The 18,690-nt window shown below is 74.8% G+C and carries 14 protein-coding genes; 2 read left to right on the top strand and 12 right to left on the bottom strand.

The genetic code is table 11. The features are described 5' to 3' along the window. Nucleotides 1-224: 224 nt before the first annotated feature. The 3 genes from ACWEJX_RS13375 to ACWEJX_RS13365 all read right to left on the bottom strand — a co-directional run bounded on the left by ACWEJX_RS13375 (nt 225) and on the right by ACWEJX_RS13365 (nt 3,710). Entirely contained in the window at nt 225-1,283 is a 1,059-nt protein-coding gene (locus tag ACWEJX_RS13375; RefSeq protein ID WP_451607573.1) for a peptidoglycan-binding domain-containing protein, read from the bottom strand. Nucleotides 1,284-1,332: 49 nt separating this feature from the next. Continuing rightward, on the bottom strand, nt 1,333-2,580 hold the full coding sequence (locus tag ACWEJX_RS13370; protein ID WP_451607572.1) for a peptidoglycan-binding protein: 1,248 nt from the start codon (nt 2,578-2,580) through the stop codon (nt 1,333-1,335). A 92-nt stretch (nt 2,581-2,672) separates the two neighbouring features. Beyond that, on the bottom strand, nt 2,673-3,710 hold the full coding sequence (locus ACWEJX_RS13365) for a peptidoglycan-binding protein (protein ID WP_451607571.1): 1,038 nt from the start codon (nt 3,708-3,710) through the stop codon (nt 2,673-2,675). Nucleotides 3,711-3,962: 252 nt separating this feature from the next. Here ACWEJX_RS13365 and ACWEJX_RS13360 point away from each other — a divergent pair, with 252 nt between their 5' ends. Further along, the gene (locus ACWEJX_RS13360; protein WP_451607570.1) at nt 3,963-4,856 is read left to right on the top strand and encodes a DUF2690 domain-containing protein; all 894 of its coding nucleotides are present in this window, start codon (nt 3,963-3,965) and stop codon (nt 4,854-4,856) included. Between the two features lie 21 nt (nt 4,857-4,877). Here the strand turns inward: ACWEJX_RS13360 and ACWEJX_RS13355 are convergent, their stop codons facing one another. The 9 genes from ACWEJX_RS13355 to ACWEJX_RS13315 all read right to left on the bottom strand — a co-directional run bounded on the left by ACWEJX_RS13355 (nt 4,878) and on the right by ACWEJX_RS13315 (nt 15,861). Next, on the bottom strand, nt 4,878-5,399 hold the full coding sequence (locus ACWEJX_RS13355) for a TetR/AcrR family transcriptional regulator (RefSeq protein WP_451607592.1): 522 nt from the start codon (nt 5,397-5,399) through the stop codon (nt 4,878-4,880). Between the two features lie 128 nt (nt 5,400-5,527). After that, entirely contained in the window at nt 5,528-6,322 is a 795-nt protein-coding gene (locus ACWEJX_RS13350) for an enoyl-CoA hydratase family protein (RefSeq protein ID WP_451607569.1), read from the bottom strand. Further along, on the bottom strand, nt 6,319-7,911 hold the full coding sequence (locus ACWEJX_RS13345) for a 4-coumarate--CoA ligase family protein (protein WP_451607568.1): 1,593 nt from the start codon (nt 7,909-7,911) through the stop codon (nt 6,319-6,321). The genes ACWEJX_RS13350 and ACWEJX_RS13345 overlap by 4 nt, the downstream gene beginning before the upstream one ends. Before the next feature lie 96 nt (nt 7,912-8,007). Continuing rightward, nucleotides 8,008-8,556, bottom strand: a complete 549-nt coding sequence (locus ACWEJX_RS13340; RefSeq protein ID WP_451607567.1) for a hypothetical protein — start codon at nt 8,554-8,556, stop codon at nt 8,008-8,010. Nucleotides 8,557-8,689: 133 nt separating this feature from the next. Continuing rightward, entirely contained in the window at nt 8,690-9,826 is a 1,137-nt protein-coding gene (locus ACWEJX_RS13335; protein ID WP_451607566.1) for an acyl-CoA dehydrogenase family protein, read from the bottom strand. After that, complete coding sequence (locus ACWEJX_RS13330; protein ID WP_451607591.1) at nt 9,823-11,727, bottom strand: acetyl/propionyl/methylcrotonyl-CoA carboxylase subunit alpha; 1,905 nt, start codon at nt 11,725-11,727, stop codon at nt 9,823-9,825. The genes ACWEJX_RS13335 and ACWEJX_RS13330 overlap by 4 nt, the downstream gene beginning before the upstream one ends. A gap of 20 nt (nt 11,728-11,747) precedes the next feature. Further along, a complete protein-coding gene (locus ACWEJX_RS13325) occupies nt 11,748-13,352 on the bottom strand; it encodes an acyl-CoA carboxylase subunit beta (RefSeq protein ID WP_451607565.1) in 1,605 nt (534 codons plus the stop codon). Beyond that, nucleotides 13,349-15,046, bottom strand: a complete 1,698-nt coding sequence (locus ACWEJX_RS13320) for an acyclic terpene utilization AtuA family protein (RefSeq protein ID WP_451607564.1) — start codon at nt 15,044-15,046, stop codon at nt 13,349-13,351. The genes ACWEJX_RS13325 and ACWEJX_RS13320 overlap by 4 nt, the downstream gene beginning before the upstream one ends. Next, nucleotides 15,043-15,861, bottom strand: coding sequence for a TIGR03084 family metal-binding protein (locus ACWEJX_RS13315; RefSeq protein ID WP_451607563.1), 819 nt, complete (start codon nt 15,859-15,861; stop codon nt 15,043-15,045). Before ACWEJX_RS13315 ends, ACWEJX_RS13320 begins: the two co-directional genes overlap by 4 nt. A 218-nt stretch (nt 15,862-16,079) precedes the next feature. Between ACWEJX_RS13315 and ACWEJX_RS13310 the strand changes: the two genes are divergently transcribed. Beyond that, the gene (locus tag ACWEJX_RS13310) at nt 16,080-18,686 is read left to right on the top strand and encodes an FtsX-like permease family protein (RefSeq protein ID WP_451607562.1); all 2,607 of its coding nucleotides are present in this window, start codon (nt 16,080-16,082) and stop codon (nt 18,684-18,686) included. Nucleotides 18,687-18,690 lie beyond the last annotated feature (4 nt).

Below are 18,690 nucleotides of genomic sequence, written 5' to 3'. Positions count from 1 at the left end.
ATGCTCGCGACGCGGAGGAAGTCCACGTGGCGGCGACGTACGAGCGAAAGCATGCGACAAGCGTACTGCGGGCGGGTGACGCGTGATGTGGCCTGCGCCACGGCGCACGGAGGGGACGAAGGGGCGGGTCGGCCCCCGGTCGCGCGGGCGGAGCGGGAACCGGGTCGGGCCCCGGTCGCGGAGGCGGCCGGGGCCCGAGACGTGGGAGCGCTACGAGCGCGGGCTCAGCGCGTCGTGAGGAGGCGCGTCCAGGTGGCCGGGCCGGCCACGCCGTCGGCCCCGAGGCCCCGGGCACGCTGGAAGTCCCGTACCGCCCGGGCGGTCCCGGCCCCGAAGCGCCCGTCCGTCGCGATCCGGGCGCCGTGGCGGCGCAGCTGGTCCTGGAGCGCCTTCACGGCCTCGCCGTGCGCGCCCGTACGGAGCGTGGGGGCGAGCCGCTGCCAGGTGGCGGCGCCGAGGACGCCGTCCGCGCCGAGGCCGTGGCCGCGCTGGAAGACCCTGACCGCCTGGGCCGTGGCCGGCCCGTACCGCCCGTCGACCCCGATCCGCGCCCCGGCGCCGCGCAGCAGCTGCTGGGCCGTGGTCACGGCCGGGCCCTGCGCCCCGCCGCGGAGCACGGGCCAGCCGCGGGTCGCCGGGGCGGACGGGCCGGACGGAGTGCCGGAGCCGCCGCTGCCCTTGTAGGTGATGTCCCAGTGGTTGCCCTCCTTGAAGTAGACGACGCTGCCGGCGGCCCAGCGCGAGGCGCCGATCTTGCGGGCGTGGACCGGGATGTAGCGGTTCACGCAGGGGTCGAGGGCGATGTCGACCTTGTAGCCCTTCCCGTGCGTGTACGGGCCCGTGGTCTTGTGCGGCGGGATCTCGGCGGCGCCGGTGATGACGATCGCGCAGCCGCTCGCCCGGCGCAGGGCGACGATGCCGTCGACGGTGGTGCGGCGGATGCCCTGGAAGCTGGTGCAGCCGCGGGTGTTCTTGTCACTGCAGTGGCCGCTGGACCGCCAGGTGATGCCGGCCTGGCGCAGCTTGGCCGTGGCCTGGGCCGGGGTGTAGTAGACGGAGCCGGCGGGAGCGGCGGAGGGGGCGGCGGCCGCGGCCGCCGCGTGGGCGGGTGTCTCGGCGGCGACGCCGGCGGCGAGGGTCACGGCGGCGAGCGCGCCGAGCACGAGGCGGGTCCAGCGGGCGGCGAGCGGGGCCGGAGCCGGGGTCGGGGCGGCGGGCAGGGTCGTCGTCAGGTTCGAGGCCGAGGCCGGGGTCGAGGTCGGGGTCGGGGTCATACCGGTCATGGCTGATGCTCCTTCGGAGAGGTGGGGGTCGTGGCTGACGCTGCGCGGGTCACCCGCGCGACGTGGCGAGCAGGGCCCGCCAGGTCGTGGGTCCGGCGACCCCGTCGGGGCTCAGCCGGTGCGCTCGCTGGAAGTCCCGTACGGCCCGGGCGGTCGCCGGGCCGAACCGCCCGTCCGCCGTCACCTGCCGGCCGCACGCCGCCAGTTGGTGCTGTACGGCGCGGACGGCCGGGCCGCTGTCCCCGCCGCGTACGGTCCGTACCAGCGCCGTCCAGGTGCGGGCGCCGACCACGCCGTCGGCCGGCAGCCGGTGGGCCCGCTGGAAGTCGCGAACCGCCCGGGCGGTGTCGGCGCCGAAGCGGCCGTCGGCCGTCACCCGGTGGCCGTCCGCGCCGAGGAGGAGCTGGGCGCTGCGGACGTCCGGGCCGGTCGCGCCGGAGCGGATCACCGGCCAGGCGACGGCGGGCGCGGGGTTGTCGGCCGGAAGGTGGGCCAGGGCGCGGAGCCCGTCGCGGCCGCCGGCGAAGACGTCACGGTCGACGGCCGTGGGCACGCCGGCGACGTGGCCGCTCCGGGTGTGCTGCCAGAAGGTCCACCGGGCCGCGGCCCCCGGCACCGGCGCCGGTTCCTTCGCCCCGCTCCCGTACCGCGCGAGCCAGAGCGGGTACCCGGCGAACACCCGGCCGTCGCCGCCCATGCACTCCTTCACGAACGAGGCCCGGGTGTAGACGATCGGCGTGACCCGGAACTCCTCGCGGACCCGCCGCAGGAACGCCCCGAGCTGGTCGGCGCGCAGCTCCGCCGGGCACACCTCGCGGCCCTTGGGGCCGCGCGGCACCTTCTCCACGTCGAGGACGGGCGGCAGTTCGCCGGGCCGGTGGCCGGTGTATCCGGCGGCGCGGACGGTACGGACGAAGTGTCCGGCCTGCGCGAGCCCGTCACGCGGACCGCGCGGGTCGAAGAAGTGGTACGGGGCGCGGGCCAGGGACGTCGCCGACGCCGCGCGCCAGTCCGCGGCGAACCAGCGGTCGGTGTGCGTGGTGTGCTGGGTCGCCTTGAGGAACGCGAAGGACTCCGAGGCGGCGACCTTCCGCCAGTCGATCGTGGCGGTCTCGCGGCCGTCGCGGGTGCGGTGGTTGTGGTGGCTGGTGTCGACGCCGGTGACCCGGTACGCGGCGGGTTCGGCGGCGGAGGCCACCGCGGCGGGGAGGACGGGGAGGACGGGGAGGGCCGAGGCGCTCAGGCCGAGGGCCAGGGTGAGACCGGCCGGGGCGAGGCGGGCCAGGGTGGTGCGCATGCTGACTCCTGGGGTTTCGTGGGGCGTTCGGGTGATGAGTCGCGGTGATGCGTCGCGGTGCCGCGGTCAGGCACCGCGGTCAGGCGCCGTGGTCAGGCGCCGCGCGGGCTGACGTAGCCGGAGATCAGGTGCTTGCGGGTCTTCGCGGTGCGCGGGTCGATGTTCTTGCGGAGCGCGACCTTGTCCCCGTAGTTGCCGTCGACGGTGTCGATGCGCCCGTCGGCGTGCACCGCGACGACGATCGCCACGTGTCCGCCGGTCTTCGCCGCGGGCGTGCCCCACACGACGATGTCGCCGGGCTTCGGGTTCGAACGGTGGAAGAGGCCGTTCCGCCGGCCCCACAGGCCGACCTCGCGCGCCACGAGCGTCTTCGGCACGGACGCCGCCGGAACCCCCGACTTCCGCCAGGTCCACTCGACGAACGCGGCGCACCACGACGTGTGCGCGCAGTCCTTCAGGTACGTGCGGCAGCCGTTCGGCTCCGAGGCGCCGATCTGGGCGCGGGCGGTGTTCACGATCCGCTGGCGCAGCGCGGAGGGCTTGCCCGGTGCGGGAGTGGTGGGCGTGGCGGGAGTGGTCGAGCCGCCGCCCGCGACGAGCGCCGACCAGGTACGGGGCCCGGCGACGCCGTCGGCCGGCAGCCCGTGGGCCCGCTGGGCGGCCCGGACCGCGGCGGCCGTACCGGCACCGAAGGCGCCGTCCAGGGCGATCCGGTGACCCTCCTGCGCGAGTTGCCGCTGGAGCGCCCGCACGGCCCGGCCCTTGGCGCCGTTGCGCAGAGGGGCGCCGGCGGTGAGCGCCGTCCAGGTGCGGGCGCCGACCACGCCGTCGACCGGCAGCCGGTGGGCCCGCTGGAAGGCCCGTACCGCCCCGGCGGTGTCAGCGCCGAAGCGCCCGTCCGCCGTCACCGCGTGTCCGGCCGCCGCGAGCAGGTCCTGGACCGTGGCGACGTCCACGCCCCGCGAGCCCTGACGGAGCGTCGGCCAGCCGGCGGCCGTCACGACCGTGGCCTTCGGGGCCGGCTCCGCATAGGAGGGGAACGCGGCGGCGGGGGCGAGCAGCGCGCCGGTGAGCGCGACCGTGAGGGCGGCGCGGGAGAGCAGGGAACGAGCACGGGTACGAGTACGCACGGGAGTCTCCTGGGGTGTCGTGGTGTCGTCTCCCCCTCGCCCGGGCATGGCGAAGAAGCCCGTAGGGGCGGCAGGGGGAGGGAGGTCGCGGCGCTCTGTCGGCGACCGCTGACGGAAGCTTGCACGCCGGGGGCGGGCTGCCTCTACTCTGCGCTGGGGGTCATCCGATACACCCCTGATGCACGCTCAATACACGGCTCTGACCTGCGGAAACGGCGCCGTGCATGAATAGAGGAATCGAGGGACGGACCCGTGGGGCAACCCGATCAGGTGAACGAGGGCATCGCCTTATCCACGCTGCTGCGGCAGTGGTGGCAGAGCGACGAACAGCCGCGGAAGCAGGAGTGGGTCGTCGTCCAGCTGGGGCTGCGCGGCATCAACCTCACCCAGGCGACGCTCTCCCGCTACCTGGATCCGGCGAAGCCGCAGATCGCCCGCGAGGACGTGGTGCGGGCGCTGCACGAGATCTTCGGCCGGCCGGAGGCGGAGCTGACGGAGGCGCTGGAGCTGTGGCGGCGGGCGACGCGGGAACGCACGGACCGGCAGCGCGTCCGGGCCACGCCCGAGCCCGTACAGCCCGTGCCCGTACAGCCCGCGCCCGTACGCCCCGAGCCCGTGCAGCCGGAGCCCGTACCGGAGCCTGACCCTGACCCCGTGTCGCGCCTGCGCCCGTCACGGCGTGGGCTCTACGGCGGGATCGCGGCGGCCCTCGTGCTCGTGGCGGCGGCGGGCGCGCTGTGGCTGAACACGCGGTCGGCGGAGGAGCCGGTGAAGAGGGAGCAGGGGACGGGGGGCGCGCCGGTGGAGCTCGCCGCGTGCGAGGGCGAGAAGTGCTTCGGCCTGGAGCCCAACCACACGCTGTGCAAGAACGACGCGGTCACCGCCCGCGTCGACACCGACCCGGTGATCAGCGTCGAGCTGCGCTACAGCGCGGCCTGCAGGGCCGCCTGGACCAAGATCAGCAACACCACGCAGGGCGATGTCGCCCAGATCGGCGACCAGGCCGGCCGCAAGCGCGAGTACACACAGGTCAGCGGCCGGGACGCGCACACCACGATGCTGCCGGTCGGCCGACCGGAGGACGCGACGGCCTGTGCGGTCATGGCGGCCCGTAAGGTCTGCGCGACCATCCCCGCCGGGAAGTAGGGGAAGTACGGGAAGCAGGCGTCAGCCCAGGGCCTCGTCGAGGAGCCGGGCCCACTGGGCGACGACCCGTTCGCGCCGGGCCCGGTCGTCCGTGAGGAGGGTCGCGAGGCCCAGGCCGCGGGCCATGTCGAGGAGGCCCTGGACGGATTCGCGGACGCCGGGGCGGGACTCGTCGGCGCCGAGGAGTTCGACGGCGATGCGGTGGGACTCGCGGCCGACGCGGGCCTCCAGCTCGGTGACGCGGGGGCGCAGCTGCTCCTCGTCGGAGGCGGCGACCCAGAGGTGGAGGGCGGCGCGGAAGAGGGGACCGGTGTAGAGGTCGACGAGGGCGGCGACGACCGTGCGGCGGTCCTTGGTGGGGAGGGTGCGCAGGGCCTGGGAGCGTTCCTCGGCGACGTACTCGACGGCGGCGGTGAACAGGTCCTCGCGGGTCGGGAAGTGGTGCTGTGCGGCGCCGCGCGACACGCCCGCGCGCTCGGCGACGACCGAGACGGTGGAGCCCGCCCAGCCGTGCTCGGCCAGACAGGCCACCGCGGCCTCCAGGAGCCGCTGCCGGGTGGCGCGGCTCCTGTCCTGCTTGGGGCCGGACTTGGGCTCGGCGCCGGCGCCGGACCTGGGGCCGGACTTGGGGCCGGACTTGGGCTCGGTCCCGGGGCCGGACTTCGGGCCGGTCACAGTCTCCACGTAGGGTCCCGTCGTTCGAGGAAGGCCGTCATCCCTTCTCTCGCCTCGGCGGAGGCGAAGAGCGTGGCGGACAACTGGACCAGTTCCTCCGCGTCGCGCTCGAAGGTCTCCAGGACTCTAGCCGTGACCAGCCGCTTCGCCGCGCGCAGCCCCTGCGGGGAGGCCGCGCGCAGCCCGTCGAGGATCGGCGCCAGATCGGCGAGCGGCGCGGTGACCAGGCCCATCGCCCGCGCCTCGGCCACGCCGAAGCGCTCGCCGGTGAGGTAGTGGCGGGCGGCCGCGCGCTGGTCCAGCTTGGGCAGCAGGGTCAGCGAGATGACGGCGGGCGCGACCCCGATCCGTACCTCCGTGAGCGCGAAGTCCGCGTCCTCCGAGGCCACGACGATGTCGCAGGCCCCGAGCAGGCCGAGACCGCCGGCCCGGGCGTGGCCGGTGACGAGGCCGACGACCGGCTTCGGCAGCGCGACGATCTGCCGGAGCAGGTCGACGAAAGCGTACGGCCCGGGCGGCGCCTTCAGGTCGGCGCCCGCGCTGAACGTGCCGCCGGCGTGCGTGAGGACGACCGCCCGGACGGCCGGGTCCTTGGCGCAGGCGGCGAGGGCGTCGGCGAGCTCGGTGACGAGGGCGGCGGAGAGGGCGTTGCGGTTGGCCGGGGAGTCCAGGGTCAGGGTGGTGATCCCACGGTCGGCCGCGATGCGGACGAGGCCCTTCTCCGTACCCTTCTCCGTACCCTTCTCCGTCCCCTTCTCCGTACCTTTCGCCGTGCTGTTGTCCGTACTCATGTGCGGTCCCTCAGCTCCCGGCGCAGGATCTTGCCCGACGCCGCTCGGGGCACGGTGTCGATGAACTCCACCTGCCGGATCTTCTTGTACGGGGCGACGCGCCCGGCCACGTACGCGAGCACGTCCTCGGCGCCGAGCCCCGCGGCGTGCGGCTGGCGTACGACGAACGCCTTCGGGATCTCGGTGCCGTCCGCGTCCCGGACGCCGATGACGGCGGCGTCGGCGATGCCGTCGTGGGTGAGCAGCAGGGCCTCCAGTTCGGCGGGCGGGACCTGGAAGCCCTTGTACTTGATGAGTTCCTTCACGCGGTCGACGACGTACAGCCAGCCGTCGGCGTCGACCCGTCCGACGTCCCCGGTGCGCAGCCAGCCGTCGGCGTCGATCATGGCGGCGGTGGCCTCCGGCCGGCCCAGGTAGCCCTTCATGACCTGCGGCCCGCGGATCACGATCTCGCCCTCCTCGCCGGGCGGCACGTCCTTTCCGTCCTCTTCGAGGGAGACCAGTCGCATCTCGGTCGACGGCAGCAGCTTGCCGACCGTCCCCGGCGGCGGGTTCCCGGCGGCGAGCGGGACCAGGTGGGTGGCCGGGGACAGCTCCGTCATCCCGTACGCCTGCAGGATCGGCGGCAGCCCGAGCCGCGCCGAACACGCCTCGGCGAGCGCCGCGTCGAGCGGGGCCGCCGAGCAGACGATGTACTTCAGCGACGACAGGTCGTACTCCGCCACCGCCGGGTGCTTCGCGAGGGCGAGGACGATCGGCGGCGCCACGTACAACGCGTTGATCCGGTGCTTCTCGATCGCCGCGAGGAACCCGTCAAGCTCGAACCGCGGCAGCACGACGACGGTGGCACCGCGCCGCAGCGGGGCGTTCATCAGAGCGGTCAAGCCGTATACGTGGAAGAAGGGCAGCACTGCCAGGATCCGGTCGCCCACCCCCATCGGCATGAGCGGTTCGAGCTGCGCGAGGTTCGTGGCGACGGAGGCGTGCGTGAGCATCACGCCCTTGGGTGTGCCGGTGGTCCCGGAGGAGTACGGCAGGGCGGCGAGGTCCTCCGCCGGGTCGACCTCGACCACCGGCTCGGGCGCGGTGGAGGCGAGGAAGTCCTGAAGCGACCGGACCCCGGCCCCCTCCCCCTCCGGCACCCGGTCGCACACGAATATCTCCACCACCCCACCGGCGAGCTCCGCCGCAGCGCGCGCCGTCGCGAGCAACGGCGACACGGTGACGATCCAGCGCGCCGACGCGTCGCGCAGCTGCTTCGCGAACTCCTCGGGCGTGGCGAGCGGGTGCACGGTGGTCACCGCCGCCCCGGCGCGCGTCGCCGCATAGAACGCCACCGGGAACAGCACGGTGTTGGGACTGTGCAGCGCAAGCACGTCCCCCTTCCGCACCCCGGCCCCCGCGAGCCCGGCCGCCACCCTCCGGTGAAACGCGTCCACTTGCCCGTACGTGAGCGTCAACGCCCCGTCCCCACCCGCGCCGTCGACCAGGGCCGGCGTGTCCCCGAACTCGGCGGCGCGCCCGAGGACGGCGTCGTGGACGGGAAGGGAGACGACCGGGACGTCGGCGTACTCGCTGTGAAACACCATGCGTGGCCCTTCGAGGTCGGACGGTGACGACGGTGGCGACAGGATGGCTTGCCGGACTGCGACTTGGGGAGACCCTGGCAGCCACGAGAGAAACAATCAAGCGTGCATGCATGATTCTTCGCGCACCGTGCGGGACAGCCGCCGGTCCAGGGCTCGCTGGCCCTTGGCCAGCCAGCGCACCGGCCAGTGGAGCAGGACGGCCAGGCACAGCAGCCAGCCGGCCGCGTGGACGGTCCAGACGCCGGCCATGGTGGGGCCGCCCCAGGCGTGGTGGTAGTCGGTGTGCAGGTACCAGATCGGGTAGCCGAGGTTGCGGACCGAGTTGAAGATCGCGTAGCCGATGACGACGAAGGCCAGCAGGTCCAGGGGCAGGCCGAGGACCGTGCGGGCCAGCGTCCTGCCGCCGGTCCGGGCGGCGGTCCGGGTGCCGGTCTCGCTGCCGGGCCGGGCGACGGTCTCGGTGCCGCTCCTGGCGGTGGTCCGGGCGGGGGTGTCGCCGCCGGTGAGCCGGGCGTGGAGGCGGGCGGCGCGGCGGGGCTGTCCGAGGAGGGTGAGGGCGGTCGCCGCCAGGCCGGCCGGGAGGGCGAGGAAGGCGTGGGCCGCGGTGCGCAGGTCCGTGCGGGCGGTGCGGTGGATCGGGTACATGGCGGGCTCCTCACCCTCGCTGGGCTGATGCCCGTACCCTCCCGCCCGCATGGTGCCGTCGTCTTCGGACCCCGGTGCCAGATCCGGGGTCATACCTCGGTACGACTTCCCTGAGCCGGTCCGAGCAGATCGGTCAGTACGACTTCGGCAGGCCCAGCGTCTGGTGCGACACGAAGTTGAGGATCATCTCGCGGCTCACCGGGGCGATCCGGGCTACCCGCGCCGCCGTGATCAGGCGGGCCAGGCCGAACTCCTTGGTCAGGCCGTTGCCACCGAGGGTGTGGACGGCCTGGTCGACGGCCTTGACGCAGGCTTCGGCGGCGGCGTACTTCGCCATGTTGGCGGCCTCGCCGGCGGCCAGGTCGTCACCCGCGTCGTAGAGGGCGGCGGCCTTCTGCATCATCAGGCGGGCGAGTTCGAGTTCGATGTGGGCCTGGGCGAGGGGGTGGGCGATGGCCTGGTGGGCGCCGATGGGGGTCTTCCAGACCTGGCGTTCCCTGGCGTAGGTGACGGCTCGGGCGAGCGCGTAGCGGCCCATGCCGATCGCGAAGGCGGCGGTCATGATGCGCTCGGGGTTGAGGCCCGCGAAGAGCTGGAGGAGGCCCGCGTCCTCGTCGCCGACGAGGGCGTCGGCCGGGAGGTGGACGTCGTCGAGGGTGAGCTCGAACTGCTTCTCGTTCGCGTCGAGTTCCATCTCGATGGCGCGGCGGCCGAAGCCGGGCGTGTCGCGCGGGACGATGAAGAGACACGCCTTGAGGTTGCCGGTGCGGGCGTCCGAGGTGCGGCCGACGACGAGCGTCGCGTCGGCGATGTCGACGCCGGAGACGAAGACCTTGCGGCCGGTGAGGACCCAGCCGTCCTCGGTGCGGGTGGCGGTGGTGGTGATGCGGTGGGAGTTGGAGCCGGCGTCGGGCTCGGTGATGCCGAAGGCCATGGTGCGGCTGCCGTCGGCGAGGCCGGGCAGCCAGGCCGCCTTCTGCTCCGCCGTGCCGAAGCGGGATATCACCGTGCCGCAGATCGCCGGCGACACGACCATCATCAGCAGCGGCGCGCCGGCCGCGCCCGCCTCCTCCAGGACGATGGAGAGCTCGGCCATGCCGCCGCCCCCGCCGCCGTACTCCTCGGGCAGGTTCACGCCCAGGTAGCCGAGCTTGCCGGCCTCGGCCCAGAGCGTGGCGCGGTCGAAGCCGGGGCCGTGGCGCCGGCCGAGCGCGGAGACGGCGGCGCGGAGGGCGGTGTGTTCCGGGGACTCGATCAGACTGCTGCTCATACGGACTGTTCCTCCTGTGCATCGGTCGATACGACGGCGAGCAGGGCGCCCACCTCGACCTGGCGGCCGGGGACGGCGTGGAGCGCGGTGAGCGTGCCGGAGGCGGGTGCGACGACCCGGTGTTCCATCTTCATGGCCTCCAGCCAGAGCAGGGGCTGTCCGGCCTCGACCCGGTCGCCGGCGGCCAGGCCCTCGGCGACGCGGACGACGGTGCCGGGCATGGGGGCGAGCAGGGAGCCGGGTTCCCGCTCATCGGTGGGGTCGGGGAAGCGGGGGGCGGGGGTGAGGCGGTGCGGGCCGACGTACACCGTGTCGCCGTGCCGGGCGACGTCGAAGTGCCGTACGACACCGGCCACTTCGAGGTCGACCCGCCCGGCCGCGACCGCCACCACGCGGATGCCCGGCGGACTCGTCACCTCGTAGCCGCCCGCGCGCGTCGGGCGGTAGCGGACCTCGTGTCCGCCGTACGTCTTCGTCTCGTCCTGCGAGCGGACGTTGCGCCAACCGCCTCCGAAACGACCGCCGTTGGCAGTCGCCTCCGCGAGCGCCGCCGCCACCGCCGCGTACCCGGCCTCGGTCCCGGCCCCGGCCCCGGCGGGCGGTTCGGTCAGGGCGGGCAGGTGCTCCGCGTAGAAGCCGGTCGCGAGGCGCGCGGGGTCCGTGAAGTCCGGGTGGCGCAGGGAGGCCACGAGCAGGTCGCGGTTGGTGACGGGGCCGTGCAGGCGGGCGCGCTCAAGGGCGCGGGCGAGCTTGCGGGCGGCCTCGGCTCGGGTCGGGGCGTGGGCGACGACCTTGGCGAGCATCGCGTCGTAGTGCACACCCACCGTGTCGCCGGACGCGTAGCCGCTGTCGACGCGCAGGCCGGGCCCGGTCGGCACGTCGAAGGTGTGCAGCCGGCCCGTCTGCGGGGTCCAGCCGGCGGCCGGGTCCTCCGCGTAGAGCCGGGCCTCGATCGCGTGGCCGCGCGGGGCGGGCGGCTCGGGCGGGAGCGCAGTGCCCTCGGCGACGGCGATCTGGAGGGCGACGAGGTCGACGCCGTACACCGCCTCGGTGACCGGGTGCTCGACCTGGAGGCGGGTGTTCATCTCCAGGAAGTGCGCGCGGCCGTGCGCGACCAGGAACTCGACCGTGCCCGCGCCGACGTACCCGACGGCCTTCGCGGCGGCCGCCGACCGCTCGTACAGCTCGTCGACGAGCGCCGCGGGCAGGCCGGGCGCCGGGGCCTCCTCGACGACCTTCTGGTGGCGGCGCTGGAGGGAGCAGTCGCGGGTGCCGAGCGTCCAGACGGTGCCGTGCGCGTCGGCGAGGATCTGCACCTCGACGTGCCGGCCGTTCTCCACGTACGGCTCGACGAACACCTCGCCGTCCCCGAACGCGCTCAGCGCCTCGGCGGAGGCCGCCGACAACTCCGCCTCCAGCGCGGCCAGTTCGCGCACGACGCGCATGCCGCGGCCGCCGCCGCCCGCCGCCGCCTTCACCAGGACCGGCAGGTCGGCCTCGGTGAGCGAGGAGAGGTCGAGCGGCGCCACGCCGAGGAGTTCCTTGGCGCGGGTCTTCGACGCCATGGCCTCGATCGCGGCCGGCGGCGGACCGATCCACACCAGGCCGGCGGCCGTCACCGCCTCGGCGAACTCCTCGTTCTCGGAGAGGAAGCCGTAGCCGGGGTGCACGGCGTCCGCGCCCGCCGCGAGCGCGGCCGCCACCACCAGGTCGCCGCGCAGATACGTCTCCGCGGGCGTCGCCCCCGGCAGCCGTACGGCCGCGTCCGCCTCCCGTACGTGCAGGGCATCGGCGTCCGCGTCGGAGTACACGGCGACGGTGGAGATGCCCAGGTCACGGCAGGTGCGGAAGATCCGGCAGGCGATCTCGCCGCGGTTCGCCACGAGGACTGAGGAAATCAGCTCGGTCATGGGAGAGGGCCTCACATTCGGAAGACGCCGAAGCCGCCGCGCGCGCCCTCGACCGGTGCCGTGTGGATCGCGGACAGGCAGAGCCCGAGGACCGTGCGCGTGTCGCGCGGGTCGATGACCCCGTCGTCGTACAGCCGCCCGGAGAGGAACATGGGCAGCGACTCCGCCTCGATCTGCGCCTCGACCAGCGCGCGCAGCCCCGCGTCCGCCTCCTCGTCGTACGGCTGTCCCTTCGCGGCGGCCGAGGCGCGCGCCACGATCGACAGCACGCCCGCGAGCTGCTGCGGGCCCATGACGGCGGACTTGGCGCTCGGCCAGGCGAAGAGGAAGCGCGGGTCGTAGGCCCGGCCGCACATGCCGTAGTGCCCGGCGCCGTACGACGCGCCCATGAGGACGCTCAGGTGGGGCACGCGGGAGTTCGACACCGCGTTGATCATCATGGCGCCGTGCTTGATGATGCCGCCCTGCTCGTACTCCTTGCCGACCATGTAGCCGGTGGTGTTGTGCAGGAAGAGCAGCGGGATGTCGCGCTGGTTCGCCAGCTGGATGAACTGCGCCGCCTTCTGGGACTCGGCGCTGAACAGCACGCCCTGCGCGTTGGCGAGGACGCCGACCGGGTAGCCGTGCAGCCGCGCCCAGCCGGTCACCAGGCTCGGCCCGTACAGCGGCTTGAACTCGTCGAAGTCCGAGCCGTCCACGATCCGCGCGATCACCTCGCGCGGGTCGAACGGCGTCTTGAGGTCGCCCGGCACGATCCCGAGCAGCTCCTCCTCCGCGTACTTCGGCGGTTCGACCGTCGCCGGGTCCGGATCGGCGTGCGCCTTGCGGTGGTTGAGGCGGGCGACGATCCGGCGCGCCTGGCGCAGCGCGTCGTGCTCGTCGACGGCGTAGTGGTCGGCGAGTCCGCTGGTCCGGGCGTGCATCTCGGCGCCGCCGAGCGACTCGTCGTCGCTCTCCTCCCCCGTCGCCATCTTCACGAGCGGCGGGCCGCCGAGGAAGACCTTCGACCGCTCCTTGATCATCACGGTGTGGTCGGACATGCCGGGGACGTACGCGCCGCCCGCCGTCGAGTTGCCGAAGACGACCGCGATCGTCGGGATGCCGGCGGCGGAGAGCCGGGTGAGGTCGCGGAAGAGCGCCCCGCCCGGGATGAAGATCTCCTTCTGGGAGGGGAGGTCCGCGCCGCCGGACTCGACGAGCGAGACGACGGGGAGGCGGTTGGCGTACGCGATCTCGTTGGCGCGCAGGGCCTTCTTCAGCGTCCACGGGTTGGAGGCGCCGCCGCGCACGGTGGGGTCGTTGGCGGTGATCAGGCACTCGACGCCCTCGATCACCCCGATGCCCGTCACCAGGGACGCCCCTACGGGATGGTCGCTGCCCCAGGCGGCGAGCGGCGACAGCTCCAGGAAGGGGGTGTCGGGGTCGACGAGGAGCTCGATGCGCTCGCGGGCGAGCAGCTTGCCGCGCCGCCGGTGGCGTTCGGTGTACTTCTCGCCGCCGCCCGCGAGCGCCTTGGCGTGCTCGGCGTCGAGGGCGGCCAGCTTGTCGAGCATGGCGGCGCGATGGGCCGCGTGGTCCGGTCCGCCGGTGTCGAGGGCGGAGGCGAGGACGGTCACAGCAGTACCTCCGGGATGTCCACATGCCTGGATCGCAGCCATTCGCCGAGGGCCTTGGCCTGCGGGTCGAAACGGGCCCGGGAGGCGACGCCCTCGCCGAGGATCCCGCCGACCGTGAAGTTGAGCGCGCGGAGGCCGGGCAGCACGTGCCGCTCGACCGGCAGGTCCGCCGTCTCCGGCAGCAGTGCGCGGAAACGCTCGACGGTGAGGGCGTGCACGAGCCAGCGCCACTCCTCGTCCGTGCGGACCCAGACGCCGACGTTGGCGTCGCCGCCCTTGTCGCCGCTGCGGGCGCCGGCGACGAGGCCGAACGGGGCGCGCCGGGTCGGCGACGGCGGCAGCGGCGGCGGGAGCTCGGGGGCCGGTACGGCTTCGAGGGGCCGGGTCCGCGGCGGTACGGGGACGGGGGCGCGGGTCCCGTCGGGCAGCACGGCCGTGTGCGGGACCTCCCCCACGGGCACGGAGGCGGACTCGAAGACCCCGTAGGGGGCACCCTTGCCGGGCGGGGCGGTGACGTGGAAGCCGGGGTAGCTCGCGAGGGCCAGCTCGATCGCGGCCCCGGTCAGGGTGCGGCCGACCTTCTCGGGGTCGGGGTCCCGGACGACGAGCCGCAGCAGGGCGCTCGCGGTCTCCTCGGTGTCCGCGTCCGCGCGGTCGGTGCGGGCGAGCTCCCAACGCACCTCGGCGGGCGGGTTCTTCGCCAGGGCGTCGCGGAGCTGTTCCCGCACGAGCTCCGCCTTCGCCTCGATGTCGAGTCCGGTGAGCACGAAGACGACCTCGTTGCGGAAGCCGCCGAGCGCGCACAGGCCCGCCTTGAGCGTCGGGGGCGGGGCCTCGCCCCGCACCCCGTCGATCCGCACCCGATCGGGGCCCTCCTGGGTGAGCCGGACCGTGTCGAGGCGGGCGGTCACGTCGGGTCCGGCATAGCGGGCGCCGGCCGTCTCGTAGAGGAGCTGGGCGGTGACCGTGCCGACGTCGACGAGACCGCCGGTGCCGGGGTGCTTGGTGATGACGGCGCTGCCGTCCGCGTGGAGTTCCGCGACGGGAAAGCCGGGGCGGCGCACGTCGTGCCCCTGGAAGAAGGCGTAGTTGCCGCCGGTCGCCTGGGTGCCGCACTCCAGCACGTGCCCGGCGACGACCGCGCCCGCCAGCTCGTCGTACGCCTCCGGGCCCCAGCCGAAGAACCACTGCGCGGGCCCGGTGACGAGGGCCGCGTCGGTGACCCGGCCGGTGACGACGACGTCCGCGCCGGCGGCGAGACAGGCGGCGATCCCGCCGCCGCCGAGATAGGCGTTGGCCGCGAGCACGCCCGGCCGCGGCGGCAGTCGGTCGCCCTCGACGTGGGCGACGCGGACGGGTATGCCGAGCCGCTCGGCCAGCGCGCGCAGGGCGTCGGCGAGACCGGCCGGGTTGAGGCCGCCGGCGTTGGTGACGATCCGGGTGCCGCGCTCGTGGGCGAGCCCGAGGCCCTCCTCCATCTGGCGCAGGAAGGTCCTGGCGTAACCGGCCGAGGGGTCCTTGAGCAGCTCGCGGCCGAGGATGAGCATGGTCAGCTCGGCGAGGTAGTCCCCGGTGAGGACGTCGAGCCGGCCGTCGGGCCCGCCCCCGGTCAGCATCTCCCGCACGGCGTCGAAGCGGTCGCCGTAGAAGCCGGACGCGTTGCCGATCCGCAGGACCCTCGCCGCGCCCGTCACCGCGCCCCCTTGGGGGCCCGGCCCTGACCGGCCGGGCCCGCGAACGCCTGGGCGATCCCGAGCCACTCCTCGGCGTCGGCTCCGTGTGCGACGAGCGCGGTGTCGGCGCGGTGGACGCGCTGGGTCACCAGGAGGCAGAAGTCGAGGGCGGGGCCGGTGACGAGCTGGGGCGCGTCCTCGGGGCCGTACGACCACACCTCGCCGACGCCGGACATGCCCTCCGACACCCCCTCGGGCGCGGTGAGTTCGAGGCGGAAGGGCTCGGCGGGCGGGATGAGGCCGCGCACGAGGTACGCGTAGTCGCGTGCCCGCAGCCCGATCCACGCGATGTGCCGCAGCCGGGCGGTCGGCCGGCGTACGACCCCGAGGGCGTCGGCCACGTCCTGGCCGTGCGCCCAGGTCTCCATGAGGCGGGCGGTCGCGAGCGAGACGGCGCTCATGGCGGGCCCGTACCAGGGGAAACGGGTGCCGGGCGGGGCCTCGCGCAGCACCCGGTGGAGCTCCTCGCGGCCCTCGCGCCAGCGGGCGAGCAGCGCGGCGGGCGGCAGCGCGGCGCCCTCCTCCGCACCGTCGTCGACGAAGCGGTCGGGCGCGTCGAGCGCCTTCCGTGCCTCGGCGGCGAACGCGTCGGGGTCGGTCGCGGCGAGCAGCGCGGCCGCGTCGGTCCAGGCGAGGTGGGCGATCTGATGGGCGACGGTCCAGCCCGGCGCCGGGGTGGGCGCGGCCCACTGTTCGGCGGTCAAGTCGCCGACCAGGGCGTCGACTTCCTCGCTCTCGACACGCAGGTCGTCGAGCACTGCAGCTGGGTCGGACACGGAGCGCTCCCCTCGGGGACGGGCGGGTCACGGACGTGCGTGAGGAGCATGGCAGCCGGGACAGAAACAATCAAGCGTGCTTGCTTTTTGATTTCGGCGCGGCCGACGGGGTCATCCCGGAGAGGTACCCGCGCTCCTGTCACGACGACTTCGGGATGACCCCGAATCGTGCTTCACGGCGCCGCGTCGGGCCGTCGCCCGCTCCTAGCGTGGAGGCCATGCCGTCCTCCCCCTCCCTGCTGTCCTTCACGTTCAAGGACTTCCGCGCCCAGCTGCGCCAACTCGTCCTCACCGGCGCCGCCGTCGCCGTCGGCGTGGCCTTCCTCGTGCTGTCCGTCGGCGGCGCGGGCGCGCTCGTGCAGTCGTACGAGCAGTCCGCGGCGGCCGACGTCGGCGAGGCGGCCGTCCAGGTCACCCCGCGCGACGGCACCCCGGGCGGCGCACTGCCGAAGGACGCGGCGGCCAGGGCCGCGCGCGTGCCCCACGTCGCCGCCGTCGCCGAGCGGTTGACCGGCCACGCCAACGTCGTCACGCCCTCCGGCCGCCCGCTCGACGACCGGGCGCTCGTCACCTCCGTCGCCGCGGACCCGGCCCTGCGCTGGCAGCGGCTCGCCGACGGCGCCTGGCCCGAGCGCGCCGGTGAGATCGCCCTCGACCAGGACAGCGCGGCCCGCGCGGGCGTCCGGATCGGCGACACCGTACGGCTCACCAGGGCGGCCGGCGGCACCGCCGACGTGCGCCTCACCGGCCTGCTCGACACCTCCGCCTCGCAGGCACTCGGCTCCCAGCCCGCCATCGGCGTCCCGTACGCCGACACCGCCACCTACGCCACCGGCCTGCGCGCCACCCACCTCGACCTGGCCCTGCGCCCCGGCGCCGACGCGCTCGCCGTCACCAAGGCCGTCACGGCGGAACTGGGTGCCGGGGTCGCGGCCCGGACGCACGCCGGGGCGGTCGAGGAGGCGCAGCAGAGCGGCAGGACGATGTACGCGGTCGTGCTCGCCGCCGCGCTCTCCTTCGTCCTCATCGCGATGGCCGTCGCCCGCATGGTCGTCACCAACACCTTCTCCGTCGTCCTCGCCCAACGCGCCCGGCAGCTTGCCCTGTTGCGCTGCGTCGGGACCGACCGCGACCAGGTCCGCCGGCTCATCCGCCGCCAGGGCCTGCTGCTCGGCCTGCTCGCCTCCGCCGCCGGTCTCGCGGCGGGCGCCGGCGCCTGCGCCCTCGGCACCGCGCTCCTGAACGGCCTCGCCGACCTCGGGCCCGTCGAGATCTCCCTGCTGCCGGGCCGCTGGACCTTCGTCCTCGGCGGGATCTTCGGCGTGCTGCTCACCCTCTGGGCCGTGCGCCGCCCCGCCCGCGCCGCCTCCGCCGTCCCCCCGGTCGCCGCGCTCGCGGCGAGCGGCACCGCGACGCTCCCGGAGCCCGGCAGCCGGGCCGTCCGCGAGGTCGTCTCCGTCCTGATGCTGACGGCCGGAGCCGCACTCCTCGTCCTCGGCGCGTTCGGCGGCTCCGCGCTCTCGCTCCTCGCCGTCACGGGAGGCGCGATCCTCACCTTCTTCGCCGTCCTGCGCTACGGGCGGTACGTGCTGCCGCCGCTCGTCGCCCTGCTCGGCCTCGCCCTGCGCCGCCCGTTCGGCACGGTCGGCCGCCTCTCCGTCCAGCAGCTGCGCGCCAACGCGGCCCGCACCAGCGCCGCCGCCTCCGCGATGCTCGTGGGCGTCACGGTGGCCGTGTCGGCGGTGACCGCGATCGACATCACCAAGGGCGGCCTGGAGGAGATGCTGGCCGACCGCATGCCCGCCGTCTTCGCCCTGGACACCGACGGCGCGCCCGTACCCGCCGACGCCCTCACCGCCCTGCGCGCCGAGCACGCGCTGACGACGACCCCGGTCCGCACGACGACGGTCCGCACGACGACGGACCGGGCGGCCACGGACCGTACGACGACAGTCCGTACGACGACGGACCGGGCCGCCACGGGCGATACGGCAACGGGCCGTACGGCGACGGGCCCGGCGGGCGGCCGTGGCACCACGGTCGTCGCCACCGCCGACCCGGCCGGCCTCAACCCGGACGCGGAGGGCATGGCGGCGGCGCGTTCCCTCAAGGACGGGGAGGCGCTGGGGCGCGGAACCGTCCCCGGGCTGCGGACCGTCCGGGGCTCCGGCGGGGAGATGCTGCCCGCGGCGCTGTTCCCGGACGCGACGCTGTACGTGACGGGCGCGACCTTCGACCAGCTGGCGGCGCCGGGCAGCGCACGCCTGTCGACCGTGCTGGTCAACCCGGCGGACGGCGTCTCCCACGCCGACGCCCGCGCCGCGCTCGACCGCGCCCTCACCTCGTACCCGGGCATCCGCATCGCCGACACCGGCTCCGACGCGACCATCGTCCGCTCGCTGCTGGACCGGCTGATGCTCGTGGTCACCGTGCTGCTCGGCTTCTCGATGACCATCGCGGCACTGGGCGTGGCGGCGACCCTGATGCTGACGGTGGAGGAGCGGACGCGCGAGTTCGGCATGCTGCGGGCCATCGGACTCGCGGGCGAACAGCTGCGCCGCATGCTCACCCTGGAGTCCGTCCTCCTGGCCCTCACGGGCGCCCTCGCCGGCACCCTCCTCGGCCTGGTCTACGGCACGCTGGCCGCCCGCTCCGTCACGGCCGGCCGCATCTCCCCGCTCGCCGTCCTCGTCTCCTCGGGCGGCACGGCCCTGACCGTCCTGGCCCTCCTCGCCGCCACGGTCGCGACGGGCGTCGCGGCCTCGGTGCTGCCGGCGCGTCGGGTGCGGCGGATGGTGGTGGTGGACGCGCTGCAGGCGTCGTAGGGCC

It is taken from the genome of Streptomyces sp. NPDC004788 (assembly GCF_053601115.1).
This window is presented reverse-complemented; position numbering and strand designations above follow the sequence as displayed.